Source organism: Roseburia intestinalis L1-82 (assembly GCF_900537995.1).
GTDB classification, from domain to species: Bacteria; Bacillota; Clostridia; order Lachnospirales; family Lachnospiraceae; genus Roseburia; species Roseburia intestinalis.
In genome coordinates, this window is record NZ_LR027880.1 from 2,240,484 (window position 1) to 2,266,925 (window position 26,442).

Sequence of the window (26,442 nt, forward strand, 5' to 3'; positions counted from 1 at the left end):
CCTACTGCGTATTTTTCCAGTTATCTAATAGCTGAAATATTATTTTTTCTATATCATCTGTGCTGTATGTATCCGGGAAATAACTGTTAATGCGTTCTGTTTTTATAACAACCTTACGCTCTACTGGCTTTTCTTTCTCCAGAAGCATACGCACCATTGGAAAGGTCAACTCTCCTTTTTTGTCACTTTCCTTCAGCATGGCACTCTGCTGTTTGGTTATGACAGCATTGGTGTCCTGTATGGCAACCAATACCCATTGCTGTGCATCCTCTGATAAAAACGAGATGTCCACCGCCTGCATAATGCCTATTTTCCCCGAATCCACCATATCAAGCAACGGTTCCGATAATCGTGAAATCCATATATATCTTTGAACAGTTTTTGCACTCTCTCCTGCAGCTCCTCCCAGTTCGTCCAGCGTAAGTCCACCTGCTCTGCTTCCCTGATGCTTCATGGCTTCGTATTTCATGCGATATGCCTTCGCTTTTTCGCTTGGAAGAATATCTTCTCTTTGAATATTGCTGTCCACCATGATAATCGTGGCTTCATCGTCCGTATAATTACGAATAAACATCGGCATTGTATCAAGTCCTACAAGCTCACACGCATGTCTCCTTCGGTGTCCTGCAATAATTTCATAGCCGCCCTCAGCTCTTGGTCTTGCAATACCCGGCATCAGCACGCCATGCTCTCTGACACTCTCCACCGTCTCCTGCATCTTTTCATCGTCCAGTACCTTAAATGGGTGACCTTTGAACTCATGCAGTTCTGATAATGCAATTTCCTGTACCTGCTCTATTCCTGCCTGTGGCTGTCCATCTCCGAATAAATCATCGAAGCTGTTCAGTTTTACCTTTGCGGCACTTCCTGTTTTATTCATCTGCAAGCACCTCCTCTGTCAATGACTGATAGGCACTCGCTACTTTTCCATTTGGATCATGCTCATAAATGCTGACACCTTCAGCAGAAATCTCCGCAGCTCTTACCGACATCGGAATACTGTTTTCAAATATTCTTACCTTGCTACCATAATTCTCCACAACCAATGCACTGATGTCTTTTGCATAATTCGTTCTGTTATCAACCATAGTAAGCAGAATACCTTCAATCTCCAATTTTGGATTGATCTGCCTTTTTACCTTTCCTATGGTCTTTATAAGCTGTTCCAGACCTTTTACCGGCAGATATGCTGCCTGCACCGGAATAAGGATGCCGTCGGCACTTGCAAAGGCATTTATGGTAATCATGCCAAGGGAAGGCATACAATCAATCAGAATGTAATCATACCTTTCTTTCTGCTGTTCTATATAAGTCCGAAGCACAAGCTCCCTGCTCATGACATTTACCAGTGATACTTCCAATCCCGACAACTCTATATTGCCGGGCATAAGGTCTACACCCTCGTCGTGCTTTAGGATGCCATAATCCGGCTCCATATCTTCTTCATTGATGATATTCGCCATAATGGTTGCAAGAGATACATCCAGTTTATCCGGCTCCTGAAAGCCTAAACTTGCTGTCAGGCTTCCCTGTGCATCCGCATCTATCAGAAGCACCTTTTTCCCCTTTTTTGCAAGTCCAATACCTAGATTACTTGTTGTGGTGGTCTTTCCAACTCCACCTTTCTGGTTTCCGATTACTATAACTTTACACATGATGAAATTCCTCCAAATTCTACTATTATTCTTTTACATTGCTCTTTTTTACTTCTACATACGATCTGTAATATTTATCTGTTCCCTTGTTGGGATAGAGGTCTGACATTTCCAGAACCTCTACCTTTGGGTGTCTCTGCATGATTTTTTTGAACCATGTAATATCATTTTTTGTTCCCATCAACCGAATCTTTAACATCAATCATTTCCTCCAAACATTGCATACAAATTTTTATTGTATGTGGCATACTCCGGATAGCGAATCTGTATTGCCTGCCAGAAATATGGTGCATAGCAACAGCAGAACAAATCCTCTACTGAATATCTCCGGCACTCATCCACCTGCTCCTCTGTGTCCTGTTCATCATCCACGCTCGGTGTCCCATTGCAATACAGATTAAATGCCATTCTGACAACCTTTGCACTTCCACTGGTCTGCCAGCCTTCATGCAGGCACTCCGGTTTTACACATCCAGTCTTGAAATTATAAATTCTATCCACATTTCTTCGTGTATCTTCGTTCATTCCAATGCAATAGCAAAGTGCCTTGTGATATACATCTGCTTCTCTAACTTTCTGAATTTTTTCATAGTAGAATTTCTCATGTGCTTCACTGATAAAGTTAATATTTTCTTTTTCTGCTCCTAACGCTGTACTGTTCATACTGACTTCCTCCATTTTCTTATTTTGTTCGGTTGACCATAACAAAAAAGGACATTCCTCTAAAATTTCTTTTAGAAAAATGTCCTTATAGTACAAAATATGAACTTGAACTGACTCGATTTTAATTTAAAATCGTTTGTTTTAACCCTTTAAGATAGGTTATTTTGTCGTACTCCTGTCGTACCATACAAGTTGGAAGTCCGCAAACCCTTGATTTTATTGGTCTTTTTTATCCAATGACTTCATTGTCGGGAAATGAAATTCCCGTCATGGTCACTGTAACAGCAAGCAGACCTGCCAGTAATCTTTTGTACATAACCCATTCCTCCCTGCAATTTTCTTTTTTGATTACATTTTCTTTTAAACTTACCGGTACTTTATCTCCCTCCATATAAAAGTTTCCGCTCCCTTTCAATTAATATTCCTGCAATTATAAGATTTTATTTGTATTTTTTCTTATATAAATATAACACTTGTATTTCAAATTTGGGGTAAATGGCGAAATGCCGGATTATAGAACATCCCAAAAAGAACTCCAGACAGTCAAAAAGCCATATTCTGACGTTAATCAGAATACAGCTTCTTGAGTTGAACTGTTTACATTATAAACTAGTTCATGGATACAAATATAGTTTAGCACACTTTTCAAAAATCTACAATAGTAAATTTCATAAATTTAAAAAAAATTTTTTAAATCACATTTTTCGTCCAATTTTTCTATTCCACACAGACTTCTCTGTAAATTCATGCAACTTCCAACCCGGCTTCATCTAACCGTCACATTCCCCCGATAGAATACAGCTATCAACAAAAAAGGAGTGACAAACATTATGAAATATCAAAAAGCATTATTATGTATCACATTGGCAGGAACACTGATTTTTTCCGGATGCGGCAGCACAAACAATAGTACAGGTAATAACACAAATACCTCTTCTTCTGTAGAAAGCACAGTGGAAACATCTACGGAGGACACTGATGCAAAATCAGATGAAAACACGGTAACCGGAATGATTTCCGAAATTACCGACAGCACGATCACAGTTGCAGCCATGCCGGGCGGCGGTCAGGGCGAAGCACCGGGCAATCCACCGAGCGATAACAACGGTGGTGCCCCAGCAGGCAACGGGAACTCTGACAACAACGATTCAACAGAGGCACCTGGCAAACCTGACTCTGATGGCGCAGATTCCACCGAAACCCCTGGCAATCCGCCTAGTGGAGACAACAATTCTGCCCCTTCCGACAACGGCGGTGCCCCGGATATGGGCAATATGTCAACCGAGACGATCAATCTGACCGATTCCACCGTCTACTATGACAAAGATGGAAAAGAAACAACACTTTCCGCTTTATCCGAAGGTACTATGGCAACGATCACCTTAGATGATGATGGTAACGCTGCAACTGTAACGATCTCTGACAACGCCGGCGGTCAGCCGGGAGGTAACACTCCAGGCGGAGGCTCGCCGGGAGGCAGCGCTTCCTCCCAGCCGGAATCTTACAATGCCGTAACCGAATATACGGAAGATACCGAAGTTTCCGATGAGACTTTCTCTTCCACCGGATCCGATGAAAATGCGGTTCTTGTTTCAAATGGCGCAAACGTTACTTTAAAAGATATCACATTAGACCGCACTTCCTCCGACAGTACCGATGGCGATTCGTCCAGTTTTTACGGAGATCATCTGGGACAGCATCAGCCAGCTTGACGTTTCCCTTGAAAATAAAAGTACCTGGACCGGAAGTTTTGTTCAGGATGAAAGCAATGCCGGAAATGGCGGAGACGGTTATGCAAATCTGACCATTGACAGCAGTTCTACCTGGATCGTTGATGGGGACAGCACTCTCTCCTCTTTAACCTGCAAAGGAACCATTACAGATGAGGATGGCTACACCGTTACCGTCAAAGGCTCTGATGGAACCACTTATGTGGAAGGTACAAGCGATTATACAATTACCGTAAGTTCTTATGAAGCATAATTAATTTTATGACTTACAAATAATTTATTCGTATACCTATGCTTTCATAAATGATAGCTTATGGACGAAGAATGACAGACATAAAAAGAGCCAGACAGATCATCTTTATTTTAGGATGTGACCTATCTGGCTCTCTTCGATTTTTTGCATTTATCCTGTCATCAAAAGCATACTTCATCTCTTATACTTTTATGCTTCACGAAACACCTGATAAATATCTATTTTTATTGCATCTGTATCCGACATTCCAATAAAAGTTGCCCCATATTTGTCGGTTCCATCTTCCATTTTCTGCTTACGCACGATCTCGATGACTGCATCGATCACCTCTTTCGTCCATATCTGGATTCTGGTATTATAATATCCCCCCACTTCTAAAGGTTCGTCGGACTGGAAGCCGATTCCGCCGCGCGAAACATCCGTAACTACAACCTGCGTGTAATCATATGTCGTCGTTCCATCTTCTGTCAGACGTTCTAACTGGATGGAAACGTCGAGTTTTAAACGCTTATGATGTCTTTTCTCTTCCATTCCGTAATTTTCCTTCTCTTTCGTGATTTTTTCAAGCAATCATTTTGCCCGTAAATCATGCTGTCTGTTGCATCTTTTCAGATCATTTAAACTGTTGTATCCGTTATCAGCATTGCATCCCCAAAGCTAAAGAAACGATATTTCTCCTGCACGGCAATTTCATATGCGTTTAACACATGTTCCCGTCCTGCCAGTGCTGAAACTAACATTACCAGTGTGGATTCCGGCAAATGGAAATTGGTAATCAGGGAATCAATGACTTTAAACCTGTAACCCGGATAAATAAAGATCTCTGTCCATCCGCTTGTCTCGCGCAGGAAACCGTTCTCGTCCGATGCCGCCTCTAAAGTACGCGTGCTGGTCGTTCCTACCGCAATGACACGATGTCCGGTCTCTTTTGCATGGTTGATCTTATCTGCCTCGGACTGTTCGATCCGGTAAAATTCCGAATGCATATGGTGTTTTAATACATCCGTCTCCTTGACCGGGCGGAATGTACCAAGCCCTACATGAAGTGTCACCTCTGCGATCTCCACACCCATTTCCTTTACTTTTTTTAATAATTCCGGTGTAAAATGGAGTCCCGCTGTCGGTGCAGCGGCAGAGCCATCATACTTTGCATATACCGTCTGGTAACGGTTTTTATCCTGAAGCTGATGTGTGATATAAGGCGGCAGCGGCATCTGTCCAAGCTGGTCTAAAATCTCCTCAAAAATTCCATCATAGTGGAACTGGATCAGACGGTTCCCCTCTTCCACGATATCAATGACCTCACCGGTCAGAAGTCCATCGCCAAAACTGATCTTTGTTCCGACTTTACATTTTTTGCCCGGTTTTACAAGGGTTTCCCAGATATCATTTTCCTTACGTTTCAACAGAAGGATCTCGATCTTTGCCTCTGTGCCCTCTTTTACTCCGTACAGTCTTGCAGGAATTACTTTCGTATTGTTAATGACAAGGCAGTCTCCCGGTCTTAAATAATCTGTAATATCCTTAAAAACACGATGTGTCACTTCACCGGTATTTTTATCCAATACCATCAGCCGCGAACTGGAACGGTCCTCTAACGGGTCCTGTGCGATCAGCTCCTGTGGCAGGTCATAATAAAAATCTTTTACGTCCATGATTCTCAATCCTATTTTCTTAATTCCGCACCAACATGCTCAAGTGCTTTCACGATTCGATCCATTGCACCAGTGATATCGGCATCCTCTAAGTTTCTGTCCTTTGCACGGAAAGACAAGGAGTATGCGATTGATTTATATCCCGGTTTGATCTGTGCTCCCTCATAGATATCAAACAGATCGTATTTCTCTAAGAACTGACCGCCCTTTTCATCGAAGATCTTCTCGATATCGCCTGCAAGCACTTTCTTCGGAACAACCATGGAGATATCTCTGGCTGCAGCCGGGAATTTAGCGATTCCCTCATATTTGTGGTCGAAAGATGCGTGGGATACGATCTCTGGCATATCAAGTACTGCAACATAAACGCGCTCTTTGATTGCATAATTTGCAGCAACGGTCGGATGAACCTCACCGAGATAACCGATCACAGTGCCATCATAAACAACATTTGCCTGACGTCCCGGATGTAAGAATGGTTTTCCGGCTTCAGGATCATATTCCGGTTTCAGTTTCATACCTGCTTTATAAAGGAACTCCTCGATAACACCCTTCATGGTAAAGAAGTCACCCTCTCCATACATTCCAAGTGTAAACTGCATACGCTCCTCCGGCAGTTCTGTCACCGGTACCTGTTTTGGCAGATAAATATTTCCAAGCTCGTATAAACGCACATTTTTATTTCTGCGGTTAAAGTTTGTGGAAAGTGATGTCAGCATACCATTTAAGGAAACAGTTCTCATGATGGAGAAATCCTCTCCGAGCGGATTGCTGATCACAACCGCTTTGCGGAGCGGTGAATCCTGTGGCAGTAATAATTTATCGTATACTTTCGGGCTCTCAAAGGAATACGTCATCCCCTGTGAAAATCCGCAGAACTCTGCGATCTCTCTTGCTACTGCCTCGATGCGGAGTTTGAAGGTAAGTTTTCCGGTGGTAGCCTCACCGCTTGGCAGTGTGGTCGGAATCTTATCATAACCGAAGAATCTTGCCACTTCCTCTGCAAGGTCGGCGTCACACTCTAAGTCCTGTCTCCAGGATGGAACGATCACTTCGTTCGAAGCCGGATCATAGCCGAGGTTGATCTTTGAGAAATAAGCCAGCATTGTCTCTTTTGCAATGTCCGTTCCAAGTAGTTTGTTGTATTTCTCCGGCTCGAATGGAATACGTTTATCCCCTTTGGCATTCGGGTAAACATCCACAACGCCGCCGACAACTTCTCCGGCACCAAGTTCCTCTATAAGCTGGCATGCACGGTTCATTGCCTCGATCGCTGTGTTTGGATCTAAGCCTTTTTCAAATTTTGCGGAAGCATCTGTACGCAGACCAATCTTTCTTCCTGACAGACGGATATTTGTTCCATCGAAGCATGCAGCTTCAAACAGCATTGTTTTAACATTGTCCGTGATCATGGAGTTTTCTCCACCCATGATACCTGCAATACCGATGGCTTTTCTTCCATCACAGATCATTAATACAGAGTCATCTAAGGTGCGTTCCTGACCGTCTAAAGTCACAAACTGCTCACCCTTTGCAGCGCGTCTTACTACGATCTCTCTGTCCTCGATCGTGTCAAGGTCATAGGCATGCATCGGCTGTCCATACTCTTCCATCACATAGTTTGTGATATCTACAATGTTATTGATCGGGCGGATTCCCTGCGCACGCAGTCTGCACTGCATCCATTCCGGCGACGGTGCGATCCTGATATTTTTTACCACTCTTGCGGTGTAACGGGAACAGAGCTTATCATCTTTTACAGATACTTTGATGTAATCGTTAACATCTTCATTATTACCTGTTTCTGTCACAACCGGAGGAACAAACTCTTTTCCGAACGTAGCTGCCGCCTCTCTCGCAATACCTAAAATAGAGAAACAGTCTACTCGGTTTGAAGTGATCTCATATTCCACAACCGTGTCATCTAATCCAAGATAACTGATAGCGCTCTCTCCGACCGGAGCATCTTCCGGCAGGATATATAAACCGTTTTCCGGTGCAAGTGGGAACATATCTCTGTTTGAACCAAGTTCCTCGATGGAGCACATCATACCGTTTGACTCCACACCGCGCAGTTTTCCTTTTTTGATCTTAATACCGCCCTCGGTCTTGCTGCCGTCATGACCTCCGGCAACTTTTCCACCGTCTAATACAACCGGTACTTTGCACCCTTCAGTCACATTCGGAGCACCTGTCACAATCTGTATTGTCTCCGTTCCGATATCTACCTGGCAGATCACAAGTTTGTCCGCATCCGGATGTTTCTCAATGCTTTTTACCTGTCCGATCACAATTTTATCAAGATCCTCATCCATGTTCTCATATCCTTCTACCTTAGAGCCGGATAATGTCATGGCATCCATATATTCCTGTGGTGTACAGTCAAGACCTGGAACTAAGTCTTTGATCCACTTTAATGAAGTATTCATAATGCTATATTCTCCTATCTTTTTCCTAGAACTGATTTAAAAATCTCTGATCATTTTCATAGAGCAGACGCATATCATCGATCTCATATTTGAGCAGTGCAATACGCTCTAATCCGATACCGAACGCAAATCCTGAGTATTCTTCCGGATCAATGCCGCTCATGCGCAGTACACGCGGATGTACCATACCACAGCCTAAAATCTCAATCCATCCTTCACCCTTACAGAAACGGCATCCTTTCCCGCCGCATTTAAAACAGGTCACGTCCATCTCGGCAGATGGCTCTGTAAACGGAAAATGATGCGGTCGGAATTTTACTTTGGTATCCTGTCCGAATAACTGTCTTGCGAATTCTGCAAGTGTTCCCTTTAAATCAGAAAACGTAATGTTTTTATCAACGACAAGTCCCTCGATCTGATGGAAAGACGGAGAATGTGTCGCATCTACCTCATCGGCACGGAATACACGGCCCGGTGCGATCATACGGATCGGGAGATGCCCTTTTTCCATCTCACGGACCTGTACCGGAGATGTCTGTGTACGGAGCACGATCTTGTCATTGATATAGAACGTATCCTGCTCGTCCTTTGCCGGATGGTTTGCCGGGATATTAAGAGCCTCAAAGTTATAATAATCATACTCTACTTCCGGTCCCTCTACCACTTCGTAACCCATTCCGGTAAAGATGCGCTCTACCTCTTCTAAAGCGATCGTGTTCGGATGACGGTGTCCGACATTATTTTTCTTTGCCGGAAGCGTCACATCGATGACTTCTCTGCGCAGTTTTGCATCTAACTCCGCTGCCTCTAATTTTTTCTTTGTCTCATCTAAAATCTTCTCGATGCTCTCTCTCGTCTCATTGACAAGCTGTCCGACTAACGGGCGCTCCTCCGGGCTGACATCCTTCATGCTCTTTAATACAGCGGTCAGTTCTCCTTTTTTTCCAAGAACTGCAACACGCACATCATTCAATTTCGACAGATCGCCGGATGCTTCGATCTGACGGATCGCATCTTCTCTGATTTTCTGCAATTTTTCTTTCATGATAATCTCCATTCTGCATTATTTCTTTCAGATATTTGTCTCACAAATTATTTTTGTGACACAATTTCCTGTGGTGGATTTGTTTCAGCAACAAAAAACGCGGAGTCATTCGTCCAGGGACGAATGATTCCGCGATACCACCCTGATTCTTTCTGCCACGAATATTGACAAAAAGCTCTTAACATGCGTAACGTGCATGGACGTCATCTGCTACTGTCATTTCACAAATGCAGCTCCCGTGCGAACTTCGCTCCCTACCTTGTCTTAAATGGGTTTTCAGCCGGTGACCCACTCTCTCTGAAAGAATTATAGTGCACTACTAATCACGTTCAATGCCTTTTCTTTTATTTTCACTCTGTATTGCATTTTAGCACAGGAAATTTATTAGTTCAAGAGTTTTTTCTCTTTTTCTTCTCTTTCTCTTTGAGCAGCCACTTGCGGATACTGTCATTGAAAATGACATTTACTTCCGCCGACATCATCATGATATACATACAGAAATAAAGCCACAGCATGATGAGGGCGATCGTCGTCAGGCTTCCATACATGGAAAAACCGTTAAAATAATCCACATAGATGGAAACACCGATAGAAAAAATATACCATGCCACACCGCAGATCGCCGCGCCCGGAAGCTGGCTTTTAAAGGTCAGTTTTTTATTTGGCAGTGCTGTAAATATCACATCAAAGAAAACAATTAACATGACCAGCATGATAAGTCCCCGAAAATGTGCCAAAAGATCTACCGCATGCCGCAGTAACGGGATATACTGCGATGCCAGTTTTTGGAGAGAATTACCAAAAACAATGACTAACAGTGTAAACACAATAGCTACCAGAAAAATCACCGTATACACAACTGCCCACATCCGCAGTACAAGCCAATTTCTTGTTTCCTCCAGATCATTGACCGAATTGAGTCCATCCGTCATGTACTGCACACCTTTTGCTGCTGACCAGATTGCAACGATCGCCGTAATGGAAATAATGCCTGCTGATCTGTTGTATACCTCATCAATCAGTGAAATAAGAAATGGTGCTATGTATTCCGGCATAACTCTCTCGATGATTTTTAAAAGCGTCCCCTCTGTCACGGAAGTATACTGTAACAGGGATGAGAAAACCATAAGAAACGGGATCAGTGATAATATAATAAAAAACGCAGACTGCGCAGAATATGCATTGATCTTATCCCGTTTACATTTTCCCATAAACGACATCACATTTCCTATAATCTTCCAGATCATAATGTCTCTTTTCCTTCCATCTCTCCGATTGTTTCCACGGTAATATCCTGATAAAAATAATTTAAGATATCCTGATAGCCCATACCGGCTTTTGCCATTCCGTTTGCCCCATTCTGGCTCATTCCGAGTCCGTGCCCATAACCACCGCCGGACAGCAGATATGTCCCGTCTTCCTGTTTCTCGACGGTTGAAAATGCACTTGGCAGCATCGTAATATTCTCTGATTCCGTTGCATCTGCGTAGACAATTTTTTTCACCATACAGCCTAAAATCTTGCGGATGTTGTACTCTGTTTTTATTTTCACAATGCCGCATTCATAAGTAAGATCTAATGTAAGAATCGAACCGGAACTGCTTCTTGCTTCCACTGACATTCCGGTAATGGCTCCCATTTTCTCCCCGGCAGCGGCGACATCCATCTCCGTCGTACCGTCAGATTCATAATATAACACATTTTTTGGTGAAATGGAATGTCTTGCCGCTAAGATCTCATTCACCGTTTCTGTCTTATCCGATAAATCTGCCGTTGCAAACCACCTGTAATAACGGATATCGCTGTCATATCCATCCGCACTGCTCTTGATGTACTTGGAAAATGCAGTTTCATCCGACAAATCTATGTCAGCATCCGCCTGGTTTAAGCATGCTTTTTTCAGATAGCCATAGGACGACGGATCATCCACATTCCAGATCTCCGCGGTGTCTGTGTAACCCATGGAAGTCGAAAAATAATATGCCTCCACAACTTTTCCGTTCCATGTCAGCACCTGCCCGCATGTCGCATCCACAGCGGCGACAGATTCCTTTGTCTTTTCTACTTTGTTATAAACCTGGTAGGAGGTGCTGTCATTGATATGTGCACCGTAAGCCGCCAGATCCGCCCGCATCAGCTGCATATAGACATAACTGCGCGCACACACCGCCTGTGTCTTAAGCGCTTCCGGAGAAAAGCTTGATGGCATCTCACTCGGCACGACCGCATACAGATATTCCTCTAACGGCAGTTCATTGACAACCGTATATCCATTCTCTGTGCTGCGCACCTCAATCGTCCCCGCATAACCATTTGATACAGCCGTTCCATTTCCATTGCACAGATAGATCTTACCGTCTTCCGACTCCGGTTTTACGATATAGGTTTTTCCCGGTGCCATCGTCAGTGTATCTGCCGGATGAAGGAGTTCCTCAGATCCGGCGCTTTTCGTTTCATCACCACAAGTTATATTAGCATTTGTCGAACATTTCAGATAAACATCGCTCCGGATATTTGTTCCGTCATCCGATAGCAGAAGAACACGGATATTTTTGATATCAGCCGGCTGTAAAATAAGAATTGCGCAGACTTCCTTTCCCGCAGTCACATAAGCCACATTCATATTGCCCAAAACGACATCCGATATGGATTTTTCAGACACATCTCCATAGGTCTGGTAAACCGGAAGCTTCCCATTGTGGTGGATTCTTCCATAATCTTCAATCTCGATCTCAGAATCATCATAGGATAACATCTGTCCCTGTATGATATCCTGTTTTGTTTTGATTGCAGTAAGCGCTCCATCCCGAAATACCAGATCACATACTCCCGGTTCACAGGATATCCATCTCTCCTGTAACTCTTTTTCATAGACGGCACCTGCAAATAAAAAACTGATTTTTTCATCCTGACAGGATTTCAGATATGCATTTTCAATCGTTTGTTCCTGCTCTGACACCTGTGCAATTCCAATGCACTGATCCTCTTTTATATAAACATCATAGGACATCCAGTCCGTAAAATATGTATTCTGCAGTTTCGTATAAAAATCTCCCTGATTCGTGACCAGAACCGTCTGATCTTCCATTTCCATACGGTTTAGCACAAGCAGTGTTTCTTTTTTTACGCTTTGTTCCATATCAAGAAACGCAAGGATCTGCGCATATACCTGGTTCCATTCTGTACGCGAAACGGCAGCATTTTTTCTTTTTTCCGAAAAATCAATCTGTTCCGAAACTCCAAGTCTTTTTAACAGCTCATCCAGCACTGCCCCTGTCAGATAATCTTTTTTTCCGCCCTCAAACCATTCGTCCCACTCTTCCTGTGAATATACGGTAAAAATCAGTTCCTGCTTTACTTCATCAACGCTGATATAATTTTCCGAAAAAATTTCCGGATCATAATTTTCCTTCAGTTTTCCTATCAGTATTCCTGCAAACACACAAATTAAAACCGCCAATATTACTGCCGAAATTTTTGGCATATTTCTTTTTTTCACGCTAATCTCCGTTTCTGTATCAAATACCTTTGATTTCCGTCATTTTATTACATAAAAGAAGCTGCTTATATTTCAAAGCAGCTTCTCTTCGTATTTTTAAATATTCCTTTGTATATCAATGATTTTTCATCTGTATACCGAATATTCTTCTGTACAGTAAACTTTCTTTTGTACTCTTTACTTCTTCTGTACTTTAAAAATCTTCTGTACCATATGATCTTTTGTATAAACCCAAAATGCCGTTTCCTACGTTTTTGACTCCTAGCGACCGCTAGGTGGGTAACCGCACGTTGGTTTCTGTCTTCCACTGCTCACGTACCGAAGTACTGATGGCTTGACATCTGCCTTCGAATATAAGAATCCCATAAAAGTAAATGTAGGTTCAAAAATGTAGGGTGTCGCACATCCCAGGCCGTTTTTGATAGTCTTATTATACTTTAATATTCCCTATTTCGCAACTATAAATTAGTGCCAAATTTTGTTTTACTTTCTATCTATTTTCTCTATTGACAAAAGCTGCTTTACCTGTTCAACAGCTTCCTCCATATCATCTGTCCGTATGGAAAAGTCACAGAGTTCCTCATTGTCAATTTCATTTTCCAACGATAATAAGCGGTACATCTTTTCCTGATTACTGATATCTTTTTCTAAAATACTTGAAATCATCTTTTCGCGGCTGCTTCTGCAAAATAAGATCGAGGTCGCAAACAGCCGTTTCATGGATATCGCGCCTCCAATATCAAGCGGTACGATCGGACTTACCCCATCCTTTATCATTCTGGCAATATCTGATGCTGATATTCCATATTTATTGCCAGCATACACAGTTACTGTCACAAAATCATTTTTTTTATTTTTAAATTCTTCTGCGGAAAGTCTCTGATGGATTCCATCTGCTGTTCCCGTCGTATAAGAATGAACAATCCTGCCTGTTCCTGCCCTCTCAAGTCTTTTTGCAAGTTCATTTTTCCCAGAACCGGATGGACCGACTAAAGCTATCACAGACGGTAAAGAAACCGGCTTTTTATCTAACAGCATCGATTCTTTGATCTGATCGATCAGCTGTAAAAACTCTCCATAATGGTTTACGGAAAGAATCCCACTGAGTGATTCATTCCATGGGCGCCGCATTAAAACCGGATATTTTGCACAACTCTTTAAAATATTATGCGGGCCGTCATCCAGGGTAACATCAAAATGAACCAGTGACTTCTGAAAACCCATAATAATATTCTGTTCCGGGAAATCAGGAAATGCCGTCAATATCTGTTTTGCCCGCAGACTCATAAACTGTGGAGCGATTGCTGTGATAATATATACTTTCCCCTTTTTCTGCAATTCATGTATGAAATTTCTGGCTTCATCGGTCACAGTCTGCATTCGATAAATGCGTTCGTCCTGATAATACTGCTTGATAACCGATGCCTTGCCAACATTTTCCCATGAATTGATATCTTCCAGTTTCAGATCTAAACCATGTTCCCCATTGGCAAGCTGTATCGCATGGGTGTTCAGATCCGAGATCACGTCATCCCAGTCAATTCCATATGTCAGCATAACAATCATTCCCCCTTTTCCATAAAATTCCTGTCATTTATTTTAACACTTACCCCATCCTTAGAACAAAAAGTAACAAAGAGTCGCTTGCGACTCTTTCGCGCTCGAGCGGTGCTGTTTACAGCTAACTTCTACTCCGCGAGATGCGCATCACGCCCGGAGGGCTTTTTAATTCATAGGACGTAATTTCCTATGAATTAAAAAATCGGGTGTGAACCAGTCACACCCGATCAAAATCCACATCAATATGATTTATTTCTGAGGACCTGCAGAAACTAATGCTTTACCAGCGTCGTTTCCTTCATATTTAGCAAAGTTCTTGATGAATCTGTCAGCAAGATCTTTTGCTTTTGTCTCCCACTCAGATGCATCTGCATATGTGTCACGTGGGTCAAGAATACCTGAATCTACACCTGGAAGCTCTGTAGGAACCTCGAAGTTGAACATTGGGATTTTCTTTGTTGGAGCTTTAAGAATATCACCAGAAAGGATAGCGTCGATGATTCCTCTTGTATCCTTGATTGTGATTCTCTTTCCTGTTCCATTCCATCCTGTATTTACAAGGTATGCTTTAGCGCCGCTCTTCTCCATCTTCTTAACAAGCTCTTCTGCATATTTTGTAGGATGCAGCTCTAAGAATGCCTGTCCGAAGCAAGCTGAGAATGTAGGTGTCGGCTCTGTGATTCCACGCTCTGTACCAGCAAGTTTTGCTGTGAATCCAGACAGGAAGTAGTACTGTGTCTGCTCTGGTGTCAGGATAGATACTGGAGGAAGTACTCCAAATGCATCTGCTGATAAGAAGATTACGTTCTTTGCAGCCGGTGCAGAAGATACAGGTTTTACAATATTTGTAATGTGGTTGATTGGGTAAGATACACGAGTGTTCTCTGTAACGCTCTTGTCATCAAAATCAATCTTTCCGTTTGCATCAACAGTAACGTTCTCTAACAGTGCGTTACGTTTGATTGCATTGTAGATATCCGGCTCAGACTCTTTGTCAAGACCGATAACCTTTGCATAGCATCCACCCTCGAAGTTGAATACACCGTTGTCATCCCAGCCGTGCTCATCATCACCGATTAAGAGACGTTTCGGATCTGTAGAAAGTGTTGTCTTTCCTGTTCCGGAAAGTCCGAAGAAGATTGCTGTATTCTCGCCGTTCATATCAGCGTTTGCTGAACAGTGCATGGAAGCGATGCCTTTAAGTGGGAGATAGTAGTTCATCATAGAGAACATACCTTTCTTCATCTCTCCACCGTACCATGTATTGACGATAACCTGCTCTTTGGATGTAATGTTGAATGCAACACATGTCTCTGAGTTAAGACCTAACTCTTTGTAGTTCTCAACTTTTGCTTTTGAAGCATTGTATACGATAAAGTCCGGCTCAAAGTTCTCAAATTCTTCTGCTGTTGGCTTGATGAACATGTTTGTTACGAAATGAGCCTGCCATGCAACCTCAACGATGAAACGAACTGCCATACGTGTATCTTTATTTGCTCCACAGAAAGCATCTACTACGAACAGTCTCTTGTTTGAAAGTTCTTTCTTTGCAAGATCTTTCACTGCTGCCCATGTTTCCTCTGACATAGGATGGTTATCGTTTGGATATTCCTGTGAATTCCACCATACAGTGTCTTTTGAATTCTCGTCCATAACGATATATTTATCTTTCGGGGAACGTCCTGTATAGATACCAGTCATAACGTTAACTGTACCAAGTTCTGTTTCCTTACCAACCTCATAACCCTCAAGACCTGCTTTGGTCTCTTCCTCGAATAACATCTCGTAAGAAGGATTGTGAACGATCTCTGTTACTCCGGTAATGCCATACTTGCTTAAATCAATATTTGCCATTGCTCTTTAACCTCTTTCCTTTAAAATAATCAGGGTATTTTTTAAAAAATTCCGCTAATATAAATATACACAATGTTATTTTTTTGTCAATCAGTTTTTGTAAAATAATGTCATCAATTCTTCCGTTCCAACTCTTTTACAATCGGAGCGATCTGCACCAGTAAATTCTCCATATTTTCAAACATGGTACTCTTTTGGGTTCCAAGATCATTTGCACGTTCTATGTGTAGGCACACCGTATCATACTCTGCTTTTTCACGCTCAAGTGAACCGTTTACATCGGCTAATTTTTCTCTTGAATCATCAAGCACCTTTGCGATTTCCTGCTGCACCTGATCTGCTCCGCCGGCTGCTGTTGTGATGCGGTCAAACACTTCATAGGTTTCATCTGCACTCTCTAAACTCTTCCCGAGCGATTCTTTCGATGTTGTGATACTGTGATTCAAATTTTCCGTATCCTGTTCCACTTCGACAATACTTCCATCTACGGAACTGACAAGACTTTTGATCTCACTTGCCAGATTTTTTACTTCCTCTGCGACAACAGCAAAACCTTTTCCCTGCTCTCCTGCACGCGCCGCCTCAATTGACGCATTCAGTGCGAGCATATTGGTCTGATTGGCAATTGAAATGATCTGTCCCATACATTGCTTGATTTTCTGTACAGAAGCCTGAAAATCTTCAAATGTGCGCTGGATCTCGTCAAAATGTTCCTGCACTTCCCCGGAACTCTCCTTTAAGCTGCCAACTTTCTGTTGTGCCTCTTCCACCGCTTTTGTGATATCTTCCCTTACACCGGCAAACTGTCCGGATGTCTCACCAACTGTCTCAAACGTCTCATGAAAAGAACCAAGCTTCTCTTTCAGCTGTTTGTTTTCCTCTAGAACGGTCTGAAATGTATTCTGGATCTCCTGTAATTCGTCCAGCGAATTTACTTCCGTCAATGATAACTTTTTATGGTAGTCAAGCAGGCTGTCCGATACATGTATCAACGGATGCAGATTTAATTTTTCTTCCGTCTGCAGCACCTGTTCTTTGGTCTCTTTTACCTGTTTTTTGAATTGAAACATCTGCACTTCCCCCCTACTCAAATACCACACAGGACATGGTCTGGTTTACAAACTGGCTGTTGTAGTGTTCTCCAAAGCCAACCAGACCTGCATGCATGCCAAGTGTTCCCATTGTTTTTAAATACTGATCCATATAACGTTCCTGGGAGAAGAACAGATAGCGGAAAATACAGTTTATGGAAAAAATACCGGAAATTCTTCCGAAATCTCCTTTGATCTGTCGCACTGTTTCTTCGACAATAGAAGGATAATCATTTGTCTCAAGCAGATAAAGTACATCGGAATCATTGACCTGGCGATAACAGCACAGACCATTTCCTGCTACTTCCTTGATAGAGATAATACAGATATCCTTTCCGTTCTTTTTGCCCAGCGGATTTTTAAATGTCTGGTTGACAATATCCTGTTCTCTGATTCCCAGCGTATCCTGATACGCCTGTCTTGCCGGCTTTCCGTTCAATTCGCCGACTGTGTATTTGCTGCGGTCTGTCTTTGATGCAATAAAACGGTACTGTGGGTTCGGATAATAAATATTTTCCTTGTAAACCCTGACTTTGCCGCCATTATTTTTTACAAATGCAAACACATCCGCATCTGTATATACTGTGCCATTTACGGAAACCTTTCCACCATCCCCGGTTCCACCGGTCAGTGATATTTTCTTTTTTTCAAGGATACTGTACATAGTCGTAAGAACTGCTGCATCGTTTCCTGTACAAAAATCGATACATACAGTATTCTCAGATGATGCATTTATCTTCTGTAGCGCCTTTTCCACCCTGCTTATATATTTCACCGGCATAATGGATGCCTGCTCTAGTACATCCGTCACAGCCTCTACACCCTCAAATGCTGTCACACTGACACCTTTTTCCGTCACACTGGTCTGGTAACTCATTCCAATGCATCCGATGCTTGGTACGCCCGGATATAATTCTTCAAGTTCAGCTACATGTGTTTCAAACTGTTCTGCGTTCGACATCAGAATCAAAAATGCCGGATTACTGATGCCCCGTACAGCTTCTTTTAAATTTCCACTGGGACTTGTTCCATAACTCTCCTGCATCCGTCTGTTTCTCCTTTATCTCTTTTGTTTCAGATTTCAAACATATCCGCAAAAATTATCCTATTTTCCGTAGCATCTGTCAAGTTTTCCTGATATATTTTACAATTCTTTCCCGGTGGCTTTTGTAATATCCTGCTTTGTGAATGCCCCCGGCAATAATTCTTCTAATGTAAATATTTTAAAATCATCCGGCGTATTTACCAGGATTACCTGAAATGTTTCCGGATCACAGAATTCTGCCATAACCTGGCGGCACACTCCACACGGATAAAGATAGTCATTGGCATCCCCATTGATCGCAATCGCAGTAAATTCTTTTTTTCCCTCCGATACAGCCTTAAAAAAAGCGGTCCTCTCCGCACAGTTTGTCGGTGTATATGCGGCATTTTCGATATTGCATCCCCGGTATATCCCGCCATCCTTTGTAAGAAGTGCAGCTCCTACCCTGAAATGTGAATACGGCGTATAGGCAAATTCTTTTGCAGCAATCGATTCCTGTGCCAGTTTCTTTATATCCATCTGTTTTTTCCTCCTGATTTATGTATAACATTCAATGATTTGTTCTCATTTTACCCGAAAACGGCTTTCATGAAAAGTTTTTTTAGAAAACTCTTGTGCCATAAGAAATACTTATGATATGATGATTAAAATGCTTTATCGCTATAAAGTAATGAATTAAAAAACATGGAGGGTTATTTATGACTACCAATCGTTTCTGCGAAATCACCCACGAATTACAGCATCTGTCAAAGCTCAGTGAGCAGTGTGCCAGAATTGATCCTGCTCTCTATGCAAAATACGATGTCAAACGCGGTCTCCGCGATATTAACGGTAAAGGTGTTTTAGTCGGTCTTACAGAAATTTCTGATGTATGCTCCACAAAGATGATTGACGGCAAGCTGCGTCCGGCAGACGGCGAGCTTTATTACCGCGGTTATAATGTCAAAGATATTATCGACGGCACATCGGAAAACAGTCATTTTGGCTTTGAGGAATGCACTTATCTGCTTCTTTTCGGGAAACTTCCTGCCCGGACGGAATTAACGGAATTTACGAAAATGCTCAGTGAATATCGTACCCTTCCTACCAGTTTTGTCCGTGATATTATTATGAAAGCCCCAAGCAAAGATATGATGAACACACTCGCAAGGAGTGTTCTCACACTTTATTCCTATGATGACCTTGCGGATGACATTTCGCTTCCGAATGTACTCAGACAGTGTTTACAGCTTATAAGTCTGTTCCCGCTTCTTTCGGTATACGGTTATCAGGCTTACAAACATTACCATGACGGTGCAAGCCTTTTTATCCATCCGCCAAAAGCTGAGTATTCCACCGCAGAAAACATTCTGCATATTCTGCGTCCGGACAGCCAGTTTACTCCTTTAGAAGCAAAGCTTTTAGATACCGCACTGATCCTTCACATGGAACATGGTGGTGGAAATAACTCCACATTTACCACGCATCTGGTATCGTCATCCGGAACGGACACCTATTCTGTGATCGCTGCTTCCTTAGGTTCCCTAAAAGGTCCGAAACACGGCGGTGCCAACATCAAGGTTGTCCGTATGTTTGAGGATATGAAAGAGAATCTCTCCGACTGGAGCGATGAGGAAGAAATCAGTCGTTATTTAAGAGCCTTATTACATAAAGAAGCCTTTGATCACGCCGGTCTGATCTATGGCATGGGGCATGCTGTATATTCCCTTTCAGATCCCCGTGCCCGCATTTTCCGTTCTTTTGTAGAAAAATTGTCTGCCGAAAAAGGCTATGAAAAAGAGTTTGCTCTGTATGATGCCGTATCACGCTTAGCACCAAAAATTATCGCAGACGAGCGTCAGATTTATAAAGGTGTCAGCCCAAACGTCGATTTTTACAGTGGCTTTGCTTACAGCATGTTAGGACTTCCGGTGGAACTTTACACACCGATCTTTGCAATCGCCAGAATCGCCGGATGGAGTGCCCATCGTCTTGAAGAGGTTGCCATCAACGGCAAGATTATGCGGCCTGCTTACAAAAACATCGGAGAACACAAAGAATATATTCCAATGGAAAAACGCTGACCCGCCGGTCAGCGTTTTTTATCTGCTATCGTTCTATCTTAAGTTCAAACCAGAACGTCGAACCGCATCCCGGTTCGCTTACCACACCATATCCGGCATGATGAAGTTCCAGTATATTTTTTACAATGGAAAGTCCCAGACCGGTTCCCATCACAGCACGTTTATGTGTCTTGTCCACCTTATAATAGCGGTCCCACACATAAGGAAGTGCCTCTTTTGCAATACCATCCCCACTGTCTGTCACTTCGATCCGCACCTTATCCCCTGAAATTTTCTGACGTACCCACACCGTTTTATCTTTCCCGGTATAATTGATCGCATTGTTGATCAGGTTGTAGATTACCTGATAAATCTTGTATTCATCTGCTTTTACCTGTACTTTTCCGTCATATTCGAAATGAATACAGTAGCCATCCTGCTCTTTTAATTTATTGTAGCGCTCTAAAACAGATTCGATGCTCTCTGTCAGATTGTACACTGTGTCATTTTTTTCCATAACACCAGCCTGAAGTTTTGACATATCAAGCATATCATTCACGAGATTTGTCAGGCGTCCGGCCTCATCGATCACTACCTGGACATTTTCCGGTGTATTTTCTCCCGGAAGATCCCGCATGACCTCTGCATAGGCAATGATCATCGTAAGCGGTGTCCGCAGATCGTGCGATACATTTGCGATCAGTTCCCGCCGCAGGGACTCATTTTTGCCAAGTTCTTTCGCCGTTGCATTGAGCGTGTCGGACAGTTCCGCCACCTCACGGTAATCTTTCCCCTCAAAACGCACATCAAAATCTCCCTTGGCAAGTGCTTTCGCCGACTCATTGATCCGGATCAGTGACTTGGAAATCTGTCTGGATATTAAAAAAGCGATCCCCAGTGAAAGCAGGATCATGATCACAGTGATCCATATCAGTTCGATCCGCAGTGTATTAACAGTTGCATCCACCGGAGTAAGCTGCGTATTGACCAGCAGAATCTCTTCCTGACCGTCACACTCTACAATTTTTACATAGATCACACTTTTGATGTGTTCCTGTCCGCGTTTCTGCAAAAAACCGTGGAATCCGGGTCCATATGCTTCATTACCGTTTTCTGTTCCCTCCTCTGTGGCAGGTTCCATTGTTTCTTTATCTTCCCACTTTAAATCTCCCTCTGCCACATCTTCTGGTTCCGGCATATTTTCACTCCAGAATTCCGGATTGATCCCGCCCTCATATTCGATTTTAAAAATCCCGCCATGTTCTTTTGCCTGTTCATAATAATACTGTACCTGTTCCGACGGCATATCCGCAAGTCTGGAATTTACAATATACTCTGCGCTGCAAATCTCATCTCCATCCGTATTTGTCACATAGACTGCCATATTATTTTTCGCTGCAATGTCATGGATCAGAGTGTCTTTATCATCCTCATCCGAGGTCAGTATATTTGCAACCGCCGACGTGACCTGCTCTGCTTCCCTGCTTTTGATCATGGTGTAGAATGAATCCAGATAACAGATCTGGATCAGCCATAACACGACAAGAAGTATTCCGGTAAAGACAAGCAGATAGGTAAATACTCTCCATTTAATACTGATTTTTTCATGCTTCAAACCGGTATCCCACCCCTCTTAATGTCACTAAAAATTTGCGGTATTCACCCAGACTGCTCCGTAAAAGTTTGATATGGGTATCTAAGGTCCTGTCATCACCATAATAATCATACCCCCATACCTCTGTGATCAGTTTTTCACGGTCAAGTGCAATATTGCGGTTTCTTACTAAATAAAACAAAAGTTCGTATTCTTTTGGCGACATTTCCACACGCTTGCCATCCACAGTCACAGTTCGTCCGGTAAAATCAACAACCAGACCTTCTGCCTGAAAGATCTCATGTCCGCCCCGTACGTCTTTTTTATTGTTTCTGCTGATTACAACTTTTACGCGCATCATAAGCTCACGTGGCGAAAACGGTTTTACCACATAATCGTCGATTCCGAGTTCAAATCCATGGATCTTGTCATACTCCTCGCCGCGTGCCGAGAGCATAATGACAGGGATCTCTTTGAACTTGCGGATTTCCCGGCAGGTGGAAAAGCCATCCAGTTCCGGCATCATCACATCCAGTATGATCAGATCAAAATCTTCTTTCCGGCAGATTTCAACTGCTTCCATTCCGTCATGTGCCTCCGCGATCTCATATCCTTCAAATTCCCCATATTTTCGAATGATCGCACGGATCTTGTCCTCATCGTCTACAACTAAAATACGTTCCATAACGTCCCATTTTCTCCCACAAATTGACATTTTTTCTATTCATTACTATAACCGGCTTATGTGATGGCTGTGTGACTGCCATCTGATCAACATCTTAAATATGCAGGAATTTTTCCCTGGCAGTCTTTAAACTGTTCTGAAACCACAAAAAAGATCCAAGGAAAATCACAAGTTCCAGCAGCGTCAGTTTTCCTAAGAAATTTGTGAGTTCGTTGATGATACCAATCAGTCCCACCAGTGCCACGATTCCTCCAAACACCGCCTCTCTCCAGTAAATAAATGCAATAAATCCCGCCGTATCCTTACATTTTTTCATCTCTTCCTCAGCGATCACCATAGCATTGATCCTGCCGCTTTTTTTCATCTGAAGTGACGATATCACCATATAAATCCCAAAAAGCAGAATCACTGCGTCAAATACAAGCATTACTTTCATTTTAAACCTCCAGTATAAAAATTCTTATTTTGACATTCTTTTTGTCCCATATTTTTATTATAAACACAATATAAAATTGGTGCAACTGAACGTTTTGTTTTGTTTTTTTACATAAAATCCCATATTTTCGGTCAAGAAACATTGAACTCTTGCGCCGATTAGTGTAAAATAAAAATAACATACTTATAGATGGGGGCAAAAAACCATGAAATTTGATGACACAAAAATTCTCATCAGTGACGATTCTATTTTAGCAAGAAAACAGTTAAAGGATATCCTCTCCCAGTTTGGCACACCAACATTTTTAGAGGCTGCAAACGGACAGGATGCTATTGATATTTACAAAAAGGAATCCCCTTCGCTTGTATTTCTTGACATCGTTATGCCGATCAAAGATGGCAATGCTGTCATACATGAGATTACTGATTTTGATCCAGATGCTACTATCATTATTGTCTCTTCTGTTGGTACGCAGTCCCAGCTCCGCGAAGCCATTGAGGCAGGTGCCAGTGATTTTATCCAGAAACCGATCAATGCGGATCAGATCGAACATATTATTACTTCAAGATTTGAAGGGAGATAGACATGTACGCTCAATTTTTCGGAAACTATTTATTATCACACGGGATCACAAAAGAACAGCTGATGCATGCCATGCAGGAAGCAAATAACGAACATCCAAAATTAGGAACCCTTGCCATGCATGCAGGCTATATGTCAGCCAGTGAAGTGGACCGCGTAATTATCATGCAGACACATGAAGACAAACGTTTCGGTGAACTTGCCATCCGGGAAGGTTATCTGACAGAAGCTCAGGTTACGGAGCTGCTGCAGACACAGAATCCTAATTTCTTACTTCTTGGTCAGGCATTATTAAATGATGGTGTTATTAATAATGAGCAGCTCCAGTCTCTCATCATCGGTTATCAGTCTGAGAATGAACTTTACGATGCAGATATGTCCGCTGAAACGAAGGATATTGTAGATCACCTTGTAGAAAATTTCTTTGTTATTGCTGAGCGTCCGCTTTCACCTGGAGAGCTTTCTTTCCTGCATCTCTTATTTAACGATCTCGTTCGTTTTATCGGGGATGATTTTTCACCGGTTCGCCCTGAACTTTGTAAAGAATATCCGACAAACTATTGTATCAGGCAGCAGATCAATGGTAAATTTTCCATTCGTACTTATATCGATATGCCGGAAAGCACCTGCATTGCATTTGCATCCCGTTATGTCGATGAAGATTTTCACAGTTTTGACGAATATGTACAGTCTTCTCTCGAAGATTTCTTAAATCTCCATAATGGTCTGTTCAACGTTAATATGTCAAACGAACAGGGGCTTGAACTGCAGCTTGATGTTCCAAATGTTGTCACAGATGAACTGGTCACATTTGAACACGAGGCATATATGTTACCGATTGTTTATTCATTCGGAACAATACATTTTATATTTGAGTTGATTCATAATGAACTGTAAACAGGTACATCATAAACAATAGAGTGACTGTTATTATGAACAGTAAAAACGGCTGTGCCTTTGGGCACAGCCGTTTTCTATTCTTTTTACATTCCGAGGAACTGTTTTACAACCTTTGGCATCTCTTCTACTTCGCATACCGTCTTATGACGTACCTCAGCACTACGGATCTCCTCAATTGCCTGCGGGATTTTTACGTTACCGATCTTGCTTAATTCATCCACTAATTCAAACTCTGATAAAGAATCATATTTTGGATCAATGGCATCCATAACACTTCTGCTGAATTTAAATGGGCTGGCTGTGGAAGCGATCACAGTCTTTGTTTCCGCATCATTTGTGTCTTTTTTGTACTTGTGATATACGGATGCAGCAACTGCTGTGTGTGTATCAATCACATAACCGGTTTTCTCATACAGATCGCGGATGGTATCCGCAGTTTCTTTCTCACTCGCATAATTGCCGTAAAAGTCAGCAAGTTTCTCTTTCATCTCTGATGTAATCTCGTATTTACCAGTTGTATTAAGTTCTTTCATCAATGCCGCATTCTTAGCTGCATCCTCTCCGGCAATACGGTAGATCAGACGCTCTAAATTACTGGAGATCAGAATATCCATAGAAGGAGAACTTGTCAGCATAAATTCACGGTTCTTATCATATGTGCCTGTGGAGAAGAAATCATAAAGGACTTTGTTCTCATTTGAAGCACAGATCAGTTTTGCAACCGGGATTCCCATATTTTTTGCATAAAATGCAGCCAGGATATTTCCAAAGTTACCGGTAGGAACCACAATATTGATCTTCTCATCTTTTGCGATCACACCGTTTGCATATAATTTTGCATATGCATAGACATAATATGCGATCTGCGGAACCAGACGTCCAATATTGATCGAGTTTGCAGAAGAAAACTGATATCCTGCAGCATCCATCTCCTTTGCAAGCTCTGTATCTGAAAACATTTTCTTAACGCCGGTCTGTGCCTGATCAAAGTTACCGTGGATACCGACAACAAAGGTATTATCACCTTTCTGTGTTACCATCTGTTTTTCCTGTACCGGGCTGACACCATTCTTTGGATAAAATACAATGATCTTCGTTCCCTTTACATCTGCAAATCCTGCCAGTGCTGCTTTTCCGGTATCGCCGGAAGTAGCAGTCAGGATCACAATATCATTTTTGACATTGTTCTTTCTTGCAGCAGTGATCAGAAGATGTGGCAGAATGGATAATGCCATATCTTTAAAAGCTATCGTCGGACCATGGAACAATTCAAGATAATACGCACCATCCGCATCCACCAACGGTGCAATCTCTTCTGTATCAAACTTACTATCATAGGCAGCATTAATACAGTTTTTCAGTTCCTCCTCTGTATAATCTGTCAGAAACAGTTTGAGCACTTCATAGGCAGTCTCCTGATAAGTCATCTTAGAAAGTTCTTCCATGCTTACATCCAAAGACGGAATCTCAGTCGGTACATATAAACCGCCATCATTTGCCAGTCCTTTTAAAATTGCCTGTGATGCTGTCACTTTTTCATTTGCGTCTCTTGTGCTTGCATACATTAATTCCATTTTCTTCGTCCTCTTATCTTTTTATTCATCGTAATCAAATTTCGGGGTTCTAATACTGTTCGGTATTATATCAATACGTTTTCGTATGATTCCCAATACTTTCTAAACATTATATAGGAAACGATTGCTTCATGTCAATGCTTTAACGTA

Annotated in this window: 25 protein-coding genes, 1 other RNA gene and 1 other annotated feature; of the genes, 5 read left to right on the forward strand and 21 right to left on the reverse strand. The window is 42.2% G+C overall.

The window, feature by feature from the left end; genetic code table 11:
• Position 1 precedes the first annotated feature (1 nt).
• The 5 genes from RIL182_RS10475 to RIL182_RS21255 form a co-directional block, all read right to left on the reverse strand.
• Positions 2 to 880 (reverse strand): ParB/RepB/Spo0J family partition protein, encoded by an 879-nt coding sequence (locus RIL182_RS10475; protein ID WP_006858011.1) that lies wholly within the window; start codon positions 878 to 880, stop codon positions 2 to 4.
• A complete protein-coding gene (locus tag RIL182_RS10480; protein ID WP_055237909.1) occupies positions 873 to 1,655 on the reverse strand; it encodes a ParA family protein in 783 nt (260 codons plus the stop codon). Before RIL182_RS10480 ends, RIL182_RS10475 begins: the two co-directional genes overlap by 8 nt.
• Before the next feature lie 25 nt (positions 1,656 to 1,680).
• Complete coding sequence (locus RIL182_RS21250) at positions 1,681 to 1,854, reverse strand: hypothetical protein (protein ID WP_006858014.1); 174 nt, start codon at positions 1,852 to 1,854, stop codon at positions 1,681 to 1,683.
• Positions 1,854 to 2,318 (reverse strand): DUF6075 family protein, encoded by a 465-nt coding sequence (locus tag RIL182_RS10485; RefSeq protein WP_044999289.1) that lies wholly within the window; start codon positions 2,316 to 2,318, stop codon positions 1,854 to 1,856. The genes RIL182_RS21250 and RIL182_RS10485 overlap by 1 nt, the downstream gene beginning before the upstream one ends.
• A 229-nt stretch (positions 2,319 to 2,547) precedes the next feature.
• On the reverse strand, positions 2,548 to 2,709 hold the full coding sequence (locus tag RIL182_RS21255; protein WP_006858071.1) for a hypothetical protein: 162 nt from the start codon (positions 2,707 to 2,709) through the stop codon (positions 2,548 to 2,550).
• A 439-nt stretch (positions 2,710 to 3,148) separates the two neighbouring features.
• Between RIL182_RS21255 and RIL182_RS10490 the strand changes: the two genes are divergently transcribed.
• Both RIL182_RS10490 and RIL182_RS10495 read left to right on the forward strand, forming a co-directional pair.
• Positions 3,149 to 4,030, forward strand: a complete 882-nt coding sequence (locus RIL182_RS10490) for a hypothetical protein (protein ID WP_006858015.1) — start codon at positions 3,149 to 3,151, stop codon at positions 4,028 to 4,030.
• Positions 3,975 to 4,301, forward strand: coding sequence for a hypothetical protein (locus tag RIL182_RS10495; RefSeq protein WP_022113012.1), 327 nt, complete (start codon positions 3,975 to 3,977; stop codon positions 4,299 to 4,301). The genes RIL182_RS10490 and RIL182_RS10495 overlap by 56 nt, the downstream gene beginning before the upstream one ends.
• A gap of 189 nt (positions 4,302 to 4,490) precedes the next feature.
• Here RIL182_RS10495 and RIL182_RS10500 read toward each other — a convergent pair whose 3' ends face one another.
• The 12 genes from RIL182_RS10500 to RIL182_RS10555 form a co-directional block, all read right to left on the reverse strand.
• Positions 4,491 to 4,832 (reverse strand): PilZ domain-containing protein, encoded by a 342-nt coding sequence (locus RIL182_RS10500; protein ID WP_022113013.1) that lies wholly within the window; start codon positions 4,830 to 4,832, stop codon positions 4,491 to 4,493.
• 86 nt (positions 4,833 to 4,918) lie between these two features.
• Complete coding sequence (gene queA / locus RIL182_RS10505) at positions 4,919 to 5,956, reverse strand: tRNA preQ1(34) S-adenosylmethionine ribosyltransferase-isomerase QueA (RefSeq protein WP_006858017.1); 1,038 nt, start codon at positions 5,954 to 5,956, stop codon at positions 4,919 to 4,921.
• An 11-nt stretch (positions 5,957 to 5,967) separates the two neighbouring features.
• Complete coding sequence (gene pheT / locus RIL182_RS10510; protein ID WP_118590119.1) at positions 5,968 to 8,385, reverse strand: phenylalanine--tRNA ligase subunit beta; 2,418 nt, start codon at positions 8,383 to 8,385, stop codon at positions 5,968 to 5,970.
• A 25-nt stretch (positions 8,386 to 8,410) separates the two neighbouring features.
• Positions 8,411 to 9,430 carry a phenylalanine--tRNA ligase subunit alpha gene (gene pheS, locus RIL182_RS10515; protein WP_015560506.1) on the reverse strand — a complete coding sequence of 340 codons (1,020 nt, stop codon included), beginning with the start codon at positions 9,428 to 9,430 and terminating at the stop codon, positions 8,411 to 8,413.
• Positions 9,431 to 9,542: 112 nt separating this feature from the next.
• Positions 9,543 to 9,772: a binding site (T-box leader), on the reverse strand.
• Between the two features lie 47 nt (positions 9,773 to 9,819).
• Positions 9,820 to 10,677, reverse strand: coding sequence for a YihY/virulence factor BrkB family protein (locus RIL182_RS10520; protein WP_006858019.1), 858 nt, complete (start codon positions 10,675 to 10,677; stop codon positions 9,820 to 9,822).
• Positions 10,674 to 12,929, reverse strand: a complete 2,256-nt coding sequence (locus tag RIL182_RS21675; RefSeq protein ID WP_243091392.1) for a SpoIID/LytB domain-containing protein — start codon at positions 12,927 to 12,929, stop codon at positions 10,674 to 10,676. The genes RIL182_RS10520 and RIL182_RS21675 overlap by 4 nt, the downstream gene beginning before the upstream one ends.
• 224 nt (positions 12,930 to 13,153) lie before the next feature.
• A non-coding RNA gene (ssrS, locus tag RIL182_RS10530) (6S RNA) lies at positions 13,154 to 13,346 on the reverse strand.
• A 66-nt stretch (positions 13,347 to 13,412) separates the two neighbouring features.
• Entirely contained in the window at positions 13,413 to 14,486 is a 1,074-nt protein-coding gene (locus RIL182_RS10535) for a 5' nucleotidase, NT5C type (protein ID WP_044999296.1), read from the reverse strand.
• A gap of 252 nt (positions 14,487 to 14,738) precedes the next feature.
• On the reverse strand, positions 14,739 to 16,343 hold the full coding sequence (gene pckA / locus RIL182_RS10540; protein WP_006858020.1) for a phosphoenolpyruvate carboxykinase (ATP): 1,605 nt from the start codon (positions 16,341 to 16,343) through the stop codon (positions 14,739 to 14,741).
• A gap of 113 nt (positions 16,344 to 16,456) precedes the next feature.
• The gene (locus RIL182_RS10545) at positions 16,457 to 17,413 is read right to left on the reverse strand and encodes a methyl-accepting chemotaxis protein (protein WP_044999298.1); all 957 of its coding nucleotides are present in this window, start codon (positions 17,411 to 17,413) and stop codon (positions 16,457 to 16,459) included.
• Between the two features lie 13 nt (positions 17,414 to 17,426).
• Positions 17,427 to 18,479 (reverse strand): FIST signal transduction protein, encoded by a 1,053-nt coding sequence (locus RIL182_RS10550; RefSeq protein WP_006858021.1) that lies wholly within the window; start codon positions 18,477 to 18,479, stop codon positions 17,427 to 17,429.
• 99 nt (positions 18,480 to 18,578) lie between these two features.
• Complete coding sequence (locus RIL182_RS10555) at positions 18,579 to 18,998, reverse strand: cytidine deaminase (protein ID WP_006858022.1); 420 nt, start codon at positions 18,996 to 18,998, stop codon at positions 18,579 to 18,581.
• A 179-nt stretch (positions 18,999 to 19,177) separates the two neighbouring features.
• Here RIL182_RS10555 and RIL182_RS10560 point away from each other — a divergent pair, with 179 nt between their 5' ends.
• Entirely contained in the window at positions 19,178 to 20,542 is a 1,365-nt protein-coding gene (locus RIL182_RS10560; RefSeq protein ID WP_006858023.1) for a citrate/2-methylcitrate synthase, read from the forward strand.
• Positions 20,543 to 20,567: 25 nt separating this feature from the next.
• Here the strand turns inward: RIL182_RS10560 and RIL182_RS10565 are convergent, their stop codons facing one another.
• The 3 genes from RIL182_RS10565 to RIL182_RS10575 all read right to left on the reverse strand — a co-directional run bounded on the left by RIL182_RS10565 (position 20,568) and on the right by RIL182_RS10575 (position 23,236).
• Complete coding sequence (locus tag RIL182_RS10565) at positions 20,568 to 22,136, reverse strand: sensor histidine kinase (RefSeq protein ID WP_134523294.1); 1,569 nt, start codon at positions 22,134 to 22,136, stop codon at positions 20,568 to 20,570.
• Positions 22,126 to 22,800 carry a response regulator transcription factor gene (locus RIL182_RS10570; RefSeq protein WP_015560501.1) on the reverse strand — a complete coding sequence of 225 codons (675 nt, stop codon included), beginning with the start codon at positions 22,798 to 22,800 and terminating at the stop codon, positions 22,126 to 22,128. The genes RIL182_RS10565 and RIL182_RS10570 overlap by 11 nt, the downstream gene beginning before the upstream one ends.
• 94 nt (positions 22,801 to 22,894) lie before the next feature.
• Complete coding sequence (locus RIL182_RS10575; RefSeq protein ID WP_006858025.1) at positions 22,895 to 23,236, reverse strand: hypothetical protein; 342 nt, start codon at positions 23,234 to 23,236, stop codon at positions 22,895 to 22,897.
• A 205-nt stretch (positions 23,237 to 23,441) separates the two neighbouring features.
• Between RIL182_RS10575 and RIL182_RS10580 the strand changes: the two genes are divergently transcribed.
• Entirely contained in the window at positions 23,442 to 23,819 is a 378-nt protein-coding gene (locus RIL182_RS10580; RefSeq protein WP_006858027.1) for a response regulator, read from the forward strand.
• A 2-nt stretch (positions 23,820 to 23,821) separates the two neighbouring features.
• Positions 23,822 to 24,715, forward strand: a complete 894-nt coding sequence (locus tag RIL182_RS10585; protein WP_006858028.1) for a chemotaxis protein CheX — start codon at positions 23,822 to 23,824, stop codon at positions 24,713 to 24,715.
• An 86-nt stretch (positions 24,716 to 24,801) separates the two neighbouring features.
• Here RIL182_RS10585 and thrC read toward each other — a convergent pair whose 3' ends face one another.
• Entirely contained in the window at positions 24,802 to 26,292 is a 1,491-nt protein-coding gene (gene thrC, locus RIL182_RS10590; protein ID WP_006858029.1) for a threonine synthase, read from the reverse strand.
• Between the last annotated feature and the right edge of the window lie 150 nt (positions 26,293 to 26,442).